Genomic DNA, 16,421 nt, shown 5'->3' on the forward strand with positions numbered 1-16,421 from the left:
TCGCACGTTGACCGGGAACCTCCTCACGGGTGTCTCTCCCTGCGCGAAGGCGCAGTTCCCCTTAACCTTCCCCGCATGGCTGCGGCTCAGGGACAACGGTCGGACGGCGCTGGCGAGATGGACGGTTCGGAGGGGAAGGTGGCGGATTCGGCTCCGTTGCCCTTCCGCGCGGCGGTCGACGCGCTGCGGGGGGCACGGCTGCGGCCGGAGATCGAGATCGATCCGACGCGGCCGCCGCAACGGCTCGCGCCCCACGCGTACGCGTTGGAGGCGGCGGTCGTGGAGGGCGAGGAGGACCTGGCCGACGGGCGGCTCGTCCTGCTCCACGATCCGGCGGGGCACGACGCGTGGCAGGGCACTTTCCGGCTCGTCACGCTCGTGAGAGCGGAACTCGAACCGGAGATGGCGGCGGATCCGCTGCTGCCGGAGGTCTGCTGGTCGTGGCTGACCGGTGCGCTCGGCGCGCGGGGGCTCGCGGCGGGCGAGGCGAGCGGCACGGTGACGCGCGCCGGTTCGCACTACTTCGGCGGGCTCTCGGAGCGCCCGCCCGCCTCGCAGATCGAGATCCGGGCGTCGTGGACGCCGCGGGAGGGCGGCGGCGGGGTGCCGGACACGGGGGCGCATCTGGCGGCGTGGTGCGATCTGCTCTGCCAGGTCGCGGGGCTGCCGCCCGTGGGGCCCGGCGGGCCCGGCGGGGCGGGGGCTCCCGGCGGGTGGGGCGACGCGTCCGTGGTGTCGCTGCCGCAACGACGGGGACCGCTGTCCCCTTGATGCCCCCCTGATCTCCTCCTGATGTCCTGCTGATGTCCTCCTGACGACGGACGAATACTCGGATCATTCGCCCCCCGCGGTTCACGCCGCGGGGTTTGTCTTGTCGCGGGGTTTACCCGGTCTCGGGTTTGCCTCATAGAGGGTCACTCGAACGTGGGCGTGTTCGGTTTGATCTTCGGATGATCGAGCGCATGTCCGAATTGCCCGAATTATTGCTCACCAAATCGTGATCATTTCCTAAAGGCGACAGGGATTGGTGCCGAAGAGGTTTGTGACCTTGAAAGCACGGTTCGTCCCGGCTTCATCCCCGAGCCGGCCCCTCCCGTCCCCCCACCCAGGAGGCCTGGTGTCCGTTCTCCTCGAGCAGCCCGCAAGCCTGGTCGCCTACCGCCCGAACAAGCCGACCGCCATGGTCGTCGTGGCCGACCCCCGCGTCCGTTCCACCGTCACCCGCCACCTGTGGGCCCTCGGTGTACGCGACGTCATCGAGGCCTCGTCCATCGCGGAGGCTCGTCCCCGCATCGGCAACCCCCGGGACATCTGCGTCGCTGATGTCCACCTCCCCGACGGCTCCGGCCTGACGCTCCTCTCCGAAACCCGTGCCGCGGGCTGGCCCAACGGCCTCGCCCTCTCCGCCGCCGACGACATCGGTGCCGTGCGCAACGCCCTCGCGGGCGGCGTCAAGGGCTACGTCGTCACCGGCACCCGTACGAACGTCGGACTCCCCACCCGCCCCGGCGCGGCCCCCATCGGTTCGGCCGCCGCCCGCATGCACCGTCGCCCTCCGGGCACCCCGAGCCACCCCGGCGGCTACCGAGAGCTCTCGGGCCGTGAGGTCGAGGTGCTGCGCCTGGTCGCGGAGGGCCAGTCCAATAAGGCCATCGGCGTCTCGATGGGCCTGTCCGCCCTGACCGTGAAGAGCCACCTCGCCCGGATCGCGCGCAAGCTCGGCACGGGTGACCGGGCCGGGATGGTGGCGGTCGCACTGCGCACCGGCATCATCCACTGACTGATTTACACCCCCCGAGCGCCCGTCGACGGAACGTTCCGTCGACGGGCGCTGTCCATACACAGATACCCTTGACAGGTGACCGACGCCCAAGAGACCGCAGCAGACAGCTCACTGCGAACCACCGGAGGCGCTCCTCCGGACGACGTCGAAACGGCGCCGATCCCCTTGCTGGAGCCCCGCGACGGCATTCCTGCGGTGATCGCCGACGAGGAGTCGCTCGCGGCGACCGTCGCGGCCTTCGCCGCGGGCACGGGTCCCGTCGCCGTGGACGCCGAGCGCGCGTCCGGCTACCGGTACGGGCAGCGGGCCTATCTCGTCCAGCTCCGCCGCGAGGGCGCCGGCACCGCGCTCGTCGACCCCGTCGCCTGCCCCGACCTCTCCGGGCTCGGCGAGGCCATCGGCGACGCGGAGTGGGTCCTGCACGCGGCGACGCAGGATCTTCCCTGCCTCCGCGAAATAGGCATGGTGCCGTCCCGGATCTTCGACACGGAGCTCGCGGGGCGCCTCGCCGGGTTCCCGCGCGTGGGACTCGGCGCGATGGTCGAGAGCGTGCTCGGCTACGTCCTGGAGAAGGGGCACTCCGCGGTCGACTGGTCGACCCGGCCGCTCCCCGAGCCCTGGTTGCGGTACGCCGCGCTGGACGTCGAGCTCCTCGTCGACCTGCGCGACGCGCTGGAGAAGGAGCTCGACCGGCAGGGCAAGCTGGAGTGGGCCCGCGAGGAGTTCGACGCGATCGCGTCGGCGCCGCCCGCGCCGCCCCGCAAGGACCCCTGGCGTCGCACGTCCGGCATGCACAAGGTGCGCCGACGCCGTCAGATGGCGGTCGTACGAGAGCTCTGGAACGCCCGCGACAAGGTGGCCCAGCGGCGTGACGTGTCCCCCGGCAAGGTGCTCAGCGACGGTGCGATCGTCGAGGCGGCGCTGGGGCTGCCGCCGAACGTGCACGCGCTGGCGGGGCTGTCCGGGTTCGGGCACCGGATGGGGCGGCGTCAGCTCGAGCAGTGGCAGGCGGCGGTGGACCGCGCGAAGGCGCTCCCCGACGCGGAGCTTCCGCAGCCGGGCCAAGCGGTGACCGGTCCGCCGCCTCCCCGGTCCTGGGCGGACCGCGATCCGGCGGCGGCGGCGCGGCTCTCCGCCGCGCGTGCGGCGATCTCCGCTCTCGCCGAGCAGCTGAACATGCCCCAGGAGAACCTGATCACCCCGGATACGGTGCGTCGTGTCTGCTGGGAGCCGCCGACTCAAGTCGACGAGGCGTCGGTCTCGGCGGCACTGGCCGCGCACGGCGCCCGCCCCTGGCAGATCACCCAGGTAACCCCACCCTTGGTAACGGCCCTCTCCTGACACCCCCGCCCCCACCCGGGCCGCACAAGGCCCCGGGTGGCCCCACGCCACACGCCCACGCCCCGCAGGGGCGGACTCCCCCGCCCCCGCCGCTCCGCGGCGGATCATCCCCACCCACCCGCCCGTGCACCCCGCACGCTCACACCCCGTAGGGGCGGGCCCGGCACCCCGCCTACCGGCAGTTGGGCGGCTTACCCCTGTCCCGCCGCTTCGCGGCGGATACCACCCACCCACCCACCCGTGCGCCCCGCGCGTTCATGCCCCGTAGGGGCGGGCCAGCACCCCACCTACCGGCAGTAGCGCGGCTTGCCCCTATACCGCCGCTGCGGGCGGATGCCACGCACCCGCCCGCCCGTGCGCCTCGCACGCTCACACCCCGTAGGGGCGGGCCCGGCACCCCGCCTGCCCGCAGTCGCGCGGCTTGCCCCTATGCCGCCGCTTCGCGGCGGATCATCCCCACCCGCCCGTCCGTGCGCCCCGCACGCTCACACCCCGTAGGAGCGGGTCCGCCGGACGCGCTCGGCGGCGGCGAATGCCCGGCTGCCCCACCGACTCCCAGCAAATCCACCCGCCGCCCTACGGGGACAAGGCCACCCGTCCCTACGGGGCTTGTGCGTGCGGGGTGAACGGGTGGGTGGGTGGGTGGGGACGATCCGCCGCGCAGCGGCGGGACAGGGGCCGCCACCCACCCACTGGCAGCCAACGAACCGGCGAGGTACGGGGAGCCGCCCAATCAGTGATGGGCGAACGGGCGCGAGTGTGACGTTTGCCTCGCCGAGGTCGCCCTTGGCCACCTAGTTACCGACAAGTAGGGTGGACGAAGGAAGCGCGCCGCAGGCGTGGCGCAACCGCACCCTGGAGGAGAGCCATCGTGCCTCGTACCGTCAGGGACGTCGTCTTCGTGGACGGCGTCCGCACCCCGTTCGGCAAGGCGGGCCCGAAGGGCATCTACCACGAGACCCGTGCCGATGACCTCGTCGTGAAGGCCATCCGGGAGCTGCTGCGCCGCAACCCGGACCTCGACCCCGCCAAGATCGACGAGGTCGCCATCGCCGCGACCACGCAGATCGGCGACCAGGGTCTGACGATCGGCCGCACCGCCGGCATCCTCGCCGGGCTGCCGCAGTCCGTGCCGGGCTACTCGATCGACCGCATGTGCGCCGGCGCCCTGACCGCCGTGACCTCGGTCGCGGGCAGCGTCGCCTTCGGTGCGTACGACATCGCCGTCGCCGGCGGTGTCGAGCACATGGGCCGCCACCCCATGGGTGAGGGCGTCGACCCCAACCCGCGGTTCGTGAGCGAGAAGCTCGTCGACGAGTCCGCGCTGTTCATGGGCATGACGGCCGAGAACCTGCACGACCGCTATCCCACGATCACCAAGCAGCGTGCCGACGAGTACGCCGTGCGCTCGCAGGAGAAGGCCGCCAAGGCGTACGCCGACGGCAAGATCCAGGCCGACCTCGTGCCGATCTCCGTACGGCGCACGAACGAGGAGGCCGGTGAGACCGGCTGGGGGCTCGCCACCGCCGATGAGCCGATGCGTCCGGGGACGACCCTGGAGAACCTCGCGAGCCTCAAGACGCCGTTCCGTACGCACGGCCGCGTCACCGCGGGCAACGCCGCCGGTCTCAACGACGGCGCCACCGCCTCCCTCATCGCGTCGGAGGAGTTCGCCCGGGCGAACAACCTCCCCGTGAAGATGCGCCTCGTCGCGTACTCCTTCGCGGGTGTCGAGCCGGAGGTCATGGGCTACGGCCCGATCCCGGCCACGGAGAAGGCCCTCGCCCAGGCGGGGCTGACGATCGGCGACATCGGTCTCTTCGAGATCAACGAGGCCTTCGCCGTGCAGGTGCTCGCCTTCCTGGAGCACTACGGCATCGCGGACGACGACGCCCGCGTGAACCAGTACGGCGGCGCCATCGCGTTCGGCCACCCGCTCGCCTCCTCCGGCGTACGCCTGATGACGCAGCTGGCGCGGCAGTTCGAGGAGCAGCCGGAGGTCCGCTACGGCCTCACGACCATGTGCGTCGGCTTCGGCATGGGCGCCACGGTCATCTGGGAGAACCCCCACCACAAGGACGCCGGAGGCGACAAGTGAGCACGACCACCACTGAGCTTCTGAAGGGTGCGGCCGAGCTGTTCCCCGACGAGGTCGTGACGCAGGCGCACGTACGCCACCTCGACCTCCCCCACGGTGCCGGGCGCTTCGCGCTCATCACCCTCGACAACGGCTTCGACCACACGAAGCCGACCACCTTCGGACCGCAGTCCCTCGCCAACCTGAACACGGCGATCGACCAGGTCGAGAAGGAGGCGTCCGAGGGCGGCATCGTCGGCGTCGGCATCACCGGCAAGCCGTTCATCTTCGCCGTCGGCGCCGACCTCAAGGGCGTCGAGCTGCTGAAGAAGCACGATGACGCGCTCGCCATCGGCAAGGGCGGGCATGAAGTCTTCAAGCGGCTCAGCGGGCTCGCCGTGCCGACTTTCGCCTACTACAACGGTGCCGCGATGGGCGGTGGCGTCGAGGTCGGTCTGCACTGCTCGTACCGCACCGTCTCCAAGGCGCTGCCCGCGTTCTCGCTGCCCGAGGTCTTCCTCGGCCTGGTCCCGGGCTGGGGCGGCTGCGCGCTGCTCCCGAACCTGATCGGCGCCGACAAGGCCGTCTCGGTCATCATCGAGAACTCGCTGAACCAGAACCGTCAGCTCAAGGGCAAGCAGGTCTTCGAGCTCGGCATCGCCGACGCGCTCTTCGAGGGCGCGGACTTCCTGGAGCAGTCGCTGATCTGGACGGCGTCCGTCCTGAACGGCAAGACCGAGGTCGTCCGCCCCGAGATCGACCGCGGCGAGGGCTGGGACGCCGCCGTGGCGCGCGGCCGCGCCATCGCCGACTCCAAGGTGCACGGCGCCGCTCCGGCCGCCTACCGCGCCCTGGAGATCATCGAGGCCGCCAGGAACGGCGACCTGCAGGCGGGCTTCGACGCCGAGGACACCGCGCTCGCCGACCTCATCATGGGCGGTGAACTGCGCGCGGGCATCTACTCGTTCAACCTCGTGCAGAAGCGCGGCAAGCGCCCCGCGGGCGCCCCGGACAAGAACCTCGCGCGTCCGGTCACCAAGGTCGGTGTCGTCGGCGCCGGTCTGATGGCCTCGCAGCTCGCGCTGCTCTTCCTGCGCCGCCTCGAGGTGCCGGTCGTGCTGACCGACATCGACCAGGAGCGCGTGGACAAGGGCGTCGGCTACGTCCACGAGGAGATCGACAAGCTCCTCCTCAAGGGCCGCGTCAACCAGGACAAGGCCAACCGCCTGAAGGGGCTCGTCTCCGGCGTGCTCGACAAGGCCGAGGGATTCTCCGACGCCGACTTCGTCATCGAGGCCGTCTTCGAGGAGATCGGCGTCAAGCAGCAGGTGTTCGCCGAGGTCGAGGCCGTCGCTCCGGCGCACGCGATCCTCGCCACCAACACCTCCTCGCTCTCGGTCACCGAGATGGCGTCGAAGCTGAAGCACCCCGAGCGGGTCGTCGGCTTCCACTTCTTCAACCCGGTCGCGATCCTGCCGCTCCTGGAGATCGTGCGCGGCGAGCAGACGGACGACGCCTCGCTGGCCACGGCGTTCGGTGTCGCCAAGAAGCTCAAGAAGACCGCTGTTCTGGTCAAGGACGCTCCGGCGTTCGTCGTGAACCGCATCCTCACCCGCTTCATGGGCGAGATCCAGAACGTCATCGACGAGGGCACCCCGGTCGCCGTCGCCGAGAAGGGCGTCGAGCCGCTCGGTCTGCCGATGTCGCCGCTGGTGCTCCTTGAGCTGGTGGGTCCGGCGATCGGTCTGCACGTCTCGGAGACCCTGAACCGCGCCTTCCCGGAGCGCTTCACCGTGTCCCCGAACCTCGCGGCCGTCGTCAAGGCGGGCAAGCGCGGCTTCTACGTGTACGACTCCGGCAAGCCGGAGCTCGACCCCGAGGTCGCCGCTCTCCTGAAGCAGGGCGACTCCGTCCTGACCGAGGAGCAGGTGCGGGACCGCGTGCTCGACGCGGTGGCGCAGGAGATCGGGCTCATGCTCGACGAGGGCGTCGTCGCCGAGGCGCAGGACATCGACCTCTGCCTGATCACCGGCGCGGGCTGGCCCTTCCACCTGGGCGGCATCACGCCGTACCTGGACCGTGAGGGTGTCAGCGAGCGGGTGAACGGGAAGCGGTTCCTGGCGCAGGGCGTGGCGAGCGTACCGGCGTAACGCGCGACAACGCGACAACGCGACAACGCGACAACAGGAGCGGGCCGTACGGGAGTTGTCCCGTACGGCCCGCTTCCGTTTGCTCAGACGCGCGCCCACGCCCCCAGCGCGAGTCCCGCCTCCGCCTTCTGGCGGGCGATCCGCAGCGTCCCGTCGAGGCCGATCGCCGCCATGACGACGCGGCCGTGCGCGTCGAGCGTCAGCGCGGGCGCGCCCAGGCACGGTTCGCCGGTCTCGGCCCACCACAGTCCCGCTCCCTCGTCCTCCGTGGGGAACGCAGCGAGTGCGGGGCGGCCCGTGCTCGCGCGGTGGGCGAGGACCGTGCAGTCGTGGCCGTCTATGGTCGTGCGGACGGCGGCCGTGGGGCCGGTGCCGGGGTTGCCGCCGAGGGGCAGCGCGGGGCCGCCGCCGGCCGTGCGGTGGGCCAGGACGCCGTCGCCGAGGGCGTCGGCCGCGTAGTACGTGAGGCGGTCGGGGCCGGTTTCCAGGGCCGTGCCGGAGCCGGGGGCCGGGGCGAGCGGGATGTCGTCGGCGCGCACCAGTTCACCGCCCTGCTCCTCCTGGGCCCAGCGCAGCGTGGCCTTGCCCGAGGGGGCGAGGACCTCGATGCGGCCCGTCGACGTGGCGACCGCGGCCGCGCCGTCCAGGGTGTCGCGGACCTTGAAGTCCTTCCACCCCTCCCACTTGCCGCCCTTGCCCTCACGCCGCATCCGGATGCCGCCCACCGCGTCGCGCACGAAGACGTGGACGGTGCCGGCGGCGTCGACCGCGGCGGCGGGCACGCCGAGGTGCGGGGCGCGCTCGACGAGCTTGGTGTGCGGGTTGCCGAGCGAGCGCCAGTCCATCAGCGGCCTGCCCGACTGGTACTGGATGGAGTGCACGACCTCGACGAGCGGCTTCCCCTCGGCGTCGCGTCGCTCGCGGCGGCCCAGGAAGTGCACGTAGCCGTCGGCGCCCTGGGCGAGGGTGAGGTAGGTCAGGTCGGGCGCCTCGAAGAAGTCGGGGCCCTCCCAGTCGGGTCCGCCGGGTCTGGTCTCCGTCCAGCGCAGGAGGCCTCCCTCGGCGCGGGCGTAGGCGGTGAGACGGCCGTCACGGCCGCGCAGCAGCCAGCGGGCGGTCTCCGGCGCACCGGTGCTGCTTGACCTCGACGGCATGACTCTGCGCCAACCCTTCCACTTCGCGGACGCACGATGTTCTGCCCATTAGTTTACGTTTGCCGCATGAACACTCTCGTCGTCGTCGATGCCGCGAACGTCGTCGGATCCGTGCCCGACGGCTGGTGGCGCGACCGGCGCGGCGCCGCCGAGCGGCTGCGGGACTCCCTCGTCCGGTACGCGGAGGAGGGCCTGCCCGGGTATCCGGGGCCGCTGGAGGTGGTCCTGGTCGTCGAGGGCGCCGCGCGCGGCGTGGAGTCCGTGCCGGGCGTACGCGTGGAGAGCGCGTCCGGCAGCGGCGACGACCGGATCGTGGAGGTGGCCGCGGGGGCCGAGGGCCGCCCTTGTCTGGTCGTCACGGCCGACCGCGAGCTGCGCCGCAGGGTGGGCGAGACGGGGGCGGAGTGTGCGGGCCCCCGGACCGTACGCCCCTGAACCCCGTCACCGGCCGTCCCGCCCCGTCACCCGTACGTACACCACCGCTCCCCCGGTCCGCAGTACCGGCTCGTACCCGACCGCGAGCATGCGCCGCAGGGCGGGGACGCGGTCCGGGGCGAAGGGCTTGCCGCGTGAGTCGTCGACGACGACCGCCGGGGGGTGGCTGCGCAGCTCCTCGCGGAAGACCGGCCAGGCGCCGTCGACCGCGTACTTCTCCCCCACCTGGGGCCCGTTCCTGCCGCCGCTGTAGTTGGTGAGCAGTCCGGCCGTGAGGTAGCGGCTGGCGGGGGCGCGGTCGGCGAGCCAGTACGCCTCGGGGTGTATGCCCCAGAACAGTACGCGGTCGTCGGGCGCCGTGCGGTCCCTGACGGCCTCCGCGAGGCGGGTGGCGTGGGCCAGTTCGGGACGGGGCGCGAGCAGGCCCCATCCGAGGAACACGGCGCACGCGCAGCCGGAGACGACGATCGCGCGGGCCGTCCGTTCGCGCGGCAGGATCTGCAGGGCGGCCGTGCCCAACAGGGCGAGCGGCGGCATGAGTTGCAGGTAGTAGTGGCCGAAGAAGTGGAAGCCGAGCAGGACGGCGGCCACGGACGAGGCGAGCCAGAGCCAGAGTTCGGGTGCGCCGGTGCGGGCGATGCGCAGGACGCGTACGACGGGCGCGACGATCCCCGCGCAGGCCGCCGCGAGGACCGCGGCGTTCACCAGGCCGCGGCCCAGTACGTGGAGTTCGGAGCCGGTGAAGGAGGCGTAGGCCCCCGAGCCGGTGACCGTCCAGAACAGGAAGCCCGTGGGTGTCGTCAGGAGGGCCGCGGCGAGGACGGGCACGCCGAGGCCCGCCGCGAGGCGCACCGTGTCGCGGCGGTGCGCGCCGGCCCGCCACAGCAGCCAGCCGACCGGGAGCAGGACCGCTCCCCCGGTCTGTTTGGCGAGGAACGCGCAGGCCACCGCGGTGCCCGCGGCTCCCCAGCGGCGCCGGTCGGCGCACCACATGGCGGCGGCCGTGCACGGCAGCATGAAGACTTCGAAGGCGGCGGCCTGGGTGTCCTCCGGGTTGAGACCGATGGAGATCAGGAAGTACAGCACGCCGGCCGTGCGCCCCGCCCCGTCGCCCCAGCGCCGCCGGGCCAGCGAGACGAGGAGTACCGCCGTCAGGAGCTGCGCGGCGACCGCGAGCACCTTGAGCGGCAGGAGCGAGCCGTCGCCGAAGAGCGCGAAGGCGCCCGCGTACAGCCAGGGAACGAGCGGCGGCTTGCGGTCGACGACGGTTTCGTAGAGCGCGCCGCCGTGCGCAAGCATCCGCGCCTGCACGGCGAGGTACCCCTCGTCGGGGTTCCACAGCGGCCACCGGAAGGAGGGCAGCCGGGTCACGCACGCGAGGGCGGCGAGCAGCGGCAGCAGGCGGGCCCAGTAGGCGTGGGGGTGCCGGGCACCGCCGTCGGCGCCGTGCTCCTTTCGCGGGCCCGGTACCCGGAGGTGGCGTACGGAGCGCAGTGGCGCCGAGGGCGGCGCGAGCATCCGGGGCGACTACCGTGCGTCGTTCGCGTGCGGGTCGCGCTGGTGCAGCCGGCTGTGCGAGCGCCCGTACACGAAGTAGATGACGACGCCGAGGACCATCCAGACGCCGAACCGCAGCCAGGTCTCCGCGGGCAGGTTCAGCATCAGCCAGAGCGACGCGAGGACGGAGAGGATCGGCACGAAGGGCACCAGCGGGGTGCGGAAGGCGCGCGGCAGGTCGGGGCGCTGTTTGCGGAGCAGGATGACGCCGAGGGCGACGACGACGAAGGCGAACAGAGTGCCGATGTTGACCAGTTCGGCGAGTTCGTCGATGGAGGTGAAGCCGGCGACGACGGCGACGATCACGCCGAGCAGGATCGTGGAGCGGTAGGGGGTGCCGAACTTCGGGTGGACCTTGGAGAAGGTCTTCGGCAGCAGGCCGTCGCGGCTCATGGCGAAGAACACGCGGGTCTGGCCGAGCAGCAGGATCATGCAGACGGAGGTGAGTCCGACGGCCGCGCCGAAGCTGATCACACCGGACCAGAAGGGGTGCCCGACGGCTTTGAAGGCGTCCGCGAGCGGGGCGTCCGTGGAGAGGTCGGTGTACTTCTGCATGCCGGTGACGACGACGGAGACGGCGACGTAGAGGATCGTGCAGATGAGCAGCGAGCCGAGGATGCCGCGGGGCACGTCGCGCTGCGGGTCGCGGGTCTCCTCGGCGGCGGTCGCGACGATGTCGAAGCCGATGAACGCGAAGAAGACCACGGCGGCCGCGGTGAAGATGCCCATGACGCCGAAGTGCGAGGGCGTGAAGCCGAAGAGCAGCTGGACCAGCGGCGCGGTGATGCCGCCGCCGCCCTCGACGTGCTCGGTGGGCGGGATGAACGGGTCGTAGTTGGCGCCCGTGACGAGGAACGCGCCGACGATGATGACGAGGAGCACCACGGTGACCTTGACGGCGACGATGACGTTGGTGACCCGCGAGGAGAGCTTCATTCCGGCGACCAGGATGCCGGTGAGGACGAGCACGAGGACGGCGGCGAGCAGGTCGAAGCCGAACTGTCCCTCGTGCGTCCCGCTCAGCGCCTGCGGCAAATGCATCCCCGCGGTGTCGAGCAGCGAGCGCAGATAGCCGGACCAGCCGACGGCGACCACCGCGCAGCCGAGCGCGAGCTCCAGGATCAGGTCCCAGCCGATGATCCAGGCGGGGAATTCGCCGAGTGAGGCGTACGAGAAGGTGTACGCGGATCCGGCGACCGGCACGGTCGACGCGAACTCGGCGTAGCAGAGCGCCGCGAGGGCGCAGACGAGCCCGGCGACGACGAAGGCGAGGGCGACCGAGGGCCCCGCCGTCTCCTTGGCGATCTTTCCGGTCAGCACGAAGATGCCGGTGCCGATGATGACGCCGACGCCGAAGACCGTGAGGTCGAGGGCGGACAGCGACTTCTTGAGCGCGTGCTCCGGTTCCTCGGTGTCCTTGATGGACTGCTCGACGCTCTTCGTCCTGAAGAGGGTGCTGCTCACGGGCGTACCTCCCACGCTTGTCGTCCTCGACATGATCGAGAGGCCGAGTACCCCGTAAGCGCCGGGACGGGCCCATTCACGCGAATGGGCCGGTTCCACCACCCGTACAGGGTGATGTGACCGGCCCATCGGCGGTGCGTGTCGACGTCGGCGCGTGGCTCAGTCGCGGGCGGGCTCCACGGAGTCCACGGCGGACGCGGTGTTCCGCTCGTACCGTCCGTCGAGCTTGGCGACCAGGCCCGTGACCTGACGGGAGATGTCCGGGGCGGTCAGGCCGATCTCGGCCATGATCTCCTTGCGGGAGGCGTGGTCGAGGAAGCGCGGCGGGATGCCGAAGTCGCGCAGCGGCACGTCGACGCCCGCGTCGCGAAGAGCCTGTGCGATCGCCGAGCCGACGCCGCCCGCGCGGGAGTTGTCCTCGACGGTGACGACGACGCGGTGCTGCTCGGCGAGCGGCGCCATGGCCTCGTCGACGGGCTTGACCCAGCGCGGGTCGACCACGGTCGTGGTGATGCCCTGCTTGTTCAGGAGGTCGGCGATCTCCAGGCACATCGGGGCGAGCGCGCCGACGGAGACGAGCAGGACGTCCGGCTTGTTCGTGCCCGCCTTGCGCAGCACGTCCATGCCGCCGACCTTGCCGACGGCCTTGACCGCCGGGCCGACCGCGCCCTTCGAGTAGCGCACCACGGTCGGGGCGTCGTCGACCTCGACGGCCTCGCGCAGCTGGAGGCGGACCTGGTCGGCGTCGCGCGGCGCGGCGATCCGCAGCGTCGGCACGCACTGCAGGATCGACATGTCCCACATGCCGTTGTGCGAGGCGCCGTCCGTTCCGGTGACGCCCGCCCGGTCCAGGACGAAGGTGACGCCGCACTTGTGCAGCGCCACGTCCATCAGGAGCTGGTCGAAGGCGCGGTTGAGGAAGGTCGCGTACACCGCGAAGACGGGGTGCAGGCCGCCCGCGGCGAGGCCGGCGGCGGAGACCGCGGCGTGCTGCTCGGCGATGCCCACGTCGTAGACCCGGCCGGGGAACTCCTCGGCGAACTTCTTCAGGCCGACCGGCTGCAGCATGGCCGCGGTGATCGCGACGATGTCCTCGCGCTCGTGGCCGAGCTTGACCATCTCCTCACCGAAGACGGAGGTCCAGTCCATGCCGGCGGCGGCGATGGGCAGGCCCGTGTCGGGGTGGATGGGGCCGATGCCGTGGAAGTGGTCGGCCTCGTCCTGCTCCGCGGGCTGGTAGCCGCGGCCCTTCTCGGTGAGGCAGTGCACGATGACCGGGCCGCCGAAGCGCTTGGCGCGCTGCAGGGCGGACTCCAGGGCCTCGACGTCGTGGCCGTCGATCGGGCCGACGTACTTCAGGCCGAGGTCCTCGAACATGCCCTGCGGGGCGATGAAGTCCTTCAGGCCCTTCTTGGCGCCGTGCAGGGTCTCGTAGAGCGGCCTGCCCACGACGGGCGTGCGCTCCAGGAAGTCCTTCCCGCGGGCCAGGAAGCGCTCGTAGCCGTCGGTGGTCCGCAGCGTCGCCAGATGGTTGGCGAGGCCACCGATCGTGGGGGCGTAGGACCGCTCGTTGTCGTTGACGACGATGACGAGGGGGCGGTCCTTGGCGGCGGCGATGTTGTTGAGCGCCTCCCAGGCCATGCCGCCGGTCAGCGCGCCGTCACCGATGACGGCGACGACGTGGTCGTCCTTGCCGCGGACCTGGTTGGCCTTGGCGAGGCCGTCGGCCCAGCCGAGGACGGTGGAGGCGTGGCTGTTCTCGATCACGTCGTGGTCGGACTCGGCGCGCGAGGGATAGCCGGAGAGGCCGCCCTTGCTGCGCAGCTTGGTGAAGTCCTGGCGGCCGGTGAGCAGCTTGTGCACGTAGCTCTGGTGGCCGGTGTCGAAGAGGACCTTGTCCTGCGGGGACTCGAAGACCCGGTGCAGGGCGATGGTGAGCTCGACGACGCCGAGGTTCGGCCCGAGGTGGCCGCCGGTCTTGGCTACGGCGTCGACGAGGAAGCCGCGGATCTCTCCGGCCAGCTGGTTCAGCTCCTCCGGGCTGAGACGGTCCAGATCGCGCGGTCCCGTGATGCGGGTCAGCAGCGGCACCCGTGCCTCCTTGCAGTAGAGCTGAGATGTGCTGTTCGAGCGTTGCCGGGTCTGTCGAGTCTAATGTTCCGCGGCTGAGGCACGCGTCCGGGAGGCGTTTTCCCCGGCCAAACGGAGATCCCCGCGCCCCTTCAGGGGCGCGGGGAACTGCGCGACCAGCCACAATCGGCGCGCGGCCGAGAAGACCGCTCAGGGGAACGCTACGCGCGCCCCGCGGACTTCTGCGTACGGCGCGAGACGGAGTCGATGACCACCGCGGCGAGCAGGACCGCACCGGTGATCATGTACTGGATCTCGCTGGCCATGCCGAGCATGTTCAGGCCCTGCTGGATGGACTGGATCACCAGCATGCCGAGGAGCGCGGACCACACCTTGCCGCGGCCGCCGAAGAGGCTCGTGCCGCCGATGACCGCCGCGGCGATCACCATCATCAGCGTGTTGCCGCCGCCCAGGCTCTTCGTGGCGCCGCCCGAGAGGCTGGCGATGAAGAGGCCGCCGAAGGCGGCGAGCATGCCGGAGATGCCGAAGACGATGATCCGGACGCGGTCCACGTTGATGCCCGCGCGCCGCGCGGCCTCCGCGTTGCCGCCGACCGCGAAGACCTGGCGGCCGAAGGTGGTGCGCCGGGCCACGAAGTCCGCGATCACCAGGACGGCGAGGAAGAGCACCAGGGCCAGCGGCAGGCCGCGGGCGCCCTGCGGCTCGTTCAGCTCGTACGCAGCGCCGCCCGCGAGGACGGCGACGACGGCGGTGCGCAGGACGATCTCGCTGACCGGCCGGGACGGGAGCCCGGCGGTCTTGCGGCGCTTGCTGTCGAGGAGCAGGGAGCCCGCGTAGGCGATGATCGCGACGGCCGCGAGGCCGTACGCCGCGCCCTTCTCGGCGAAGAAGTGACCGGTGAGGTCCTCGACGACACTGCCCTCGGGCGTGTTGATGCTGCCCTCGCCGCCCATCAGCCAGATCTGCAGACCGCTCCAGCCGAGGAAGCCCGCGAGGGTGACCACGAAGGCGGGCACGCCGATCTTGGCGAAAAAGAACCCGTGCAGACAGCCGATGACCGCGCCGGACGCGATGGCGATGAACACCGAGAGCCAGTCGTTCAGCTCGTGTGTGACGCTCAGCACGGCCCAGACGGCCGCGCCCATGCCGGCCACCGAACCGACCGACAGGTCGATCTCGCCGAGGAGCAGGACGAAGACGATGCCGACGGCCATGATGCCGAGGCCGGAGGTGAAGACAGCGATGTTCGCGAGGCTGCTCGCGTCCAGGAAGTGCTCGTTCTTCATCTGGAAGATGATCGCGATGACGATCAGACCGACCACGACGGGCAGCGAGCCGAGCTCACCGCCGCGCATCTTGCGCTTGAACTCGGTCCAGTAGCCGGCGAGGCCCTCCTCGCGGACGAGGAGGCGCGGGTCGACCGCGGCGGACGGCGCGGCGGAGGGCTCGGCCTCGGGCGGCGGCGCGTCGGCGGGGGCCTTGGGGGTCTTGGCGAGGTCGCTCACTTTGCGTCCTCCTTCGTCGCCGTGGCCGTACGCGCCTTGCGGCGGGTCACGGCGTTGTCCGTGGCGCCGGTGATGGCGGCGATGATCTCTTCGTTGGTGGTGTCGGCGACGGTGAACGTGCCGTTGTTGCGGCCGAGCCGCAGCACCGCGACGCGGTCCGCGACGGCCTTCACGTCGGCCATGTTGTGGCTGATGAGGATGACGCCGTGGCCGCGCTCGCGCAGCCGCTCGACCAGGTCGAGGACCTGGGCGGTCTGCTCCACGCCGAGCGCCGCGGTCGGCTCGTCGAGGATGACGACCTTGGGGTCGCCGACCAGGGCGCGGGCGATGGCGACGACCTGGCGCTGGCCGCCGGAGAGCGCCGCGACGGGGATGCGGACGCTGGGGATGCGGATGGAGAGGGTGTCCAGGAGCTGCTTGGCCCGCTTCTCCATCTTGATCTCGTCGAGGACGGAGGCCGTCTTCAGTTCGCTGCCGAGGAACAGGTTGGCGACGACGTCGAGGTTGTCGCAGAGGGCCAGGTCCTGGTAGACGGTGGCCACGCCGAGGTTCTGGGCGTCGTGCGGGCGTCCGATGCGGACCCCCTTGCCCTCCCACTCGATGGTCCCGTCGTCGATCGGGTGAACGCCCGAGATCGTCTTGACGAGAGTGGACTTGCCGGCGCCGTTGTCGCCGACGAGGGCGACCACCTCACCGGTGTGGATCTCGAGGTCTACGTCCGTGAGCGCCTGTACGGCGCCGAACCGCTTGGAGACCCCGCGCAACGCCAGCACGGGCGTAGCGGACACGTGAATCATCTCCTTCGCCGCCTGACCGGCGGGGAATGGTGGTGCGTCAAGGGCAAGTCAGGTGCCCGCCCCCCGT

At 71.5% G+C, this 16,421-nt stretch carries 12 protein-coding genes; 6 read left to right on the forward strand and 6 right to left on the reverse strand.

Annotated features, from left to right (window positions below; all coding sequences use genetic code 11):
* Positions 1 to 75 precede the first annotated feature (75 nt).
* The 5 genes from DEJ48_RS08595 (at position 76) to DEJ48_RS08615 (ending at position 7,351) form a co-directional block, all read left to right on the forward strand.
* Positions 76 to 771, forward strand: coding sequence for a DUF3000 domain-containing protein (locus DEJ48_RS08595; protein WP_150215596.1), 696 nt, complete (start codon positions 76 to 78; stop codon positions 769 to 771).
* A 346-nt stretch (positions 772 to 1,117) separates the two neighbouring features.
* Positions 1,118 to 1,780 (forward strand): response regulator transcription factor, encoded by a 663-nt coding sequence (locus DEJ48_RS08600; protein WP_016643199.1) that lies wholly within the window; start codon positions 1,118 to 1,120, stop codon positions 1,778 to 1,780.
* 78 nt (positions 1,781 to 1,858) lie between these two features.
* Complete coding sequence (locus DEJ48_RS08605) at positions 1,859 to 3,124, forward strand: HRDC domain-containing protein (RefSeq protein ID WP_150215597.1); 1,266 nt, start codon at positions 1,859 to 1,861, stop codon at positions 3,122 to 3,124.
* Between the two features lie 871 nt (positions 3,125 to 3,995).
* Entirely contained in the window at positions 3,996 to 5,222 is a 1,227-nt protein-coding gene (locus DEJ48_RS08610; RefSeq protein WP_150215598.1) for a thiolase family protein, read from the forward strand.
* Complete coding sequence (locus DEJ48_RS08615) at positions 5,219 to 7,351, forward strand: 3-hydroxyacyl-CoA dehydrogenase NAD-binding domain-containing protein (RefSeq protein ID WP_150215599.1); 2,133 nt, start codon at positions 5,219 to 5,221, stop codon at positions 7,349 to 7,351. The genes DEJ48_RS08610 and DEJ48_RS08615 overlap by 4 nt, the downstream gene beginning before the upstream one ends.
* An 83-nt stretch (positions 7,352 to 7,434) precedes the next feature.
* Here the strand turns inward: DEJ48_RS08615 and DEJ48_RS08620 are convergent, their stop codons facing one another.
* Complete coding sequence (locus tag DEJ48_RS08620; protein ID WP_150215600.1) at positions 7,435 to 8,505, reverse strand: hypothetical protein; 1,071 nt, start codon at positions 8,503 to 8,505, stop codon at positions 7,435 to 7,437.
* A 66-nt stretch (positions 8,506 to 8,571) separates the two neighbouring features.
* Between DEJ48_RS08620 and DEJ48_RS08625 the strand changes: the two genes are divergently transcribed.
* Positions 8,572 to 8,940, forward strand: a complete 369-nt coding sequence (locus DEJ48_RS08625) for an NTP pyrophosphohydrolase (protein ID WP_150215601.1) — start codon at positions 8,572 to 8,574, stop codon at positions 8,938 to 8,940.
* 6 nt (positions 8,941 to 8,946) lie between these two features.
* Here DEJ48_RS08625 and DEJ48_RS08630 read toward each other — a convergent pair whose 3' ends face one another.
* The 5 genes from DEJ48_RS08630 to DEJ48_RS08650 all read right to left on the reverse strand — a co-directional run bounded on the left by DEJ48_RS08630 (position 8,947) and on the right by DEJ48_RS08650 (position 16,354).
* Positions 8,947 to 10,458 (reverse strand): ArnT family glycosyltransferase, encoded by a 1,512-nt coding sequence (locus DEJ48_RS08630; protein WP_150215602.1) that lies wholly within the window; start codon positions 10,456 to 10,458, stop codon positions 8,947 to 8,949.
* 9 nt (positions 10,459 to 10,467) lie between these two features.
* Positions 10,468 to 11,994, reverse strand: coding sequence for an amino acid permease (locus tag DEJ48_RS08635; RefSeq protein ID WP_150215603.1), 1,527 nt, complete (start codon positions 11,992 to 11,994; stop codon positions 10,468 to 10,470).
* Between the two features lie 126 nt (positions 11,995 to 12,120).
* On the reverse strand, positions 12,121 to 14,052 hold the full coding sequence (gene dxs, locus DEJ48_RS08640; protein WP_150215604.1) for a 1-deoxy-D-xylulose-5-phosphate synthase: 1,932 nt from the start codon (positions 14,050 to 14,052) through the stop codon (positions 12,121 to 12,123).
* Positions 14,053 to 14,252: 200 nt separating this feature from the next.
* On the reverse strand, positions 14,253 to 15,557 hold the full coding sequence (locus DEJ48_RS08645; protein ID WP_150215605.1) for a sugar ABC transporter permease: 1,305 nt from the start codon (positions 15,555 to 15,557) through the stop codon (positions 14,253 to 14,255).
* Positions 15,554 to 16,354: an ATP-binding cassette domain-containing protein gene (locus DEJ48_RS08650; RefSeq protein ID WP_079074604.1), complete on the reverse strand. Its 801-nt coding sequence runs from the start codon at positions 16,352 to 16,354 to the stop codon at positions 15,554 to 15,556. Before DEJ48_RS08650 ends, DEJ48_RS08645 begins: the two co-directional genes overlap by 4 nt.
* Between the last annotated feature and the right edge of the window lie 67 nt (positions 16,355 to 16,421).

The sequence above is a fragment of the Streptomyces venezuelae genome, from assembly GCF_008642315.1.
Taxonomy (GTDB): domain Bacteria; phylum Actinomycetota; class Actinomycetes; order Streptomycetales; family Streptomycetaceae; genus Streptomyces; species Streptomyces venezuelae_D.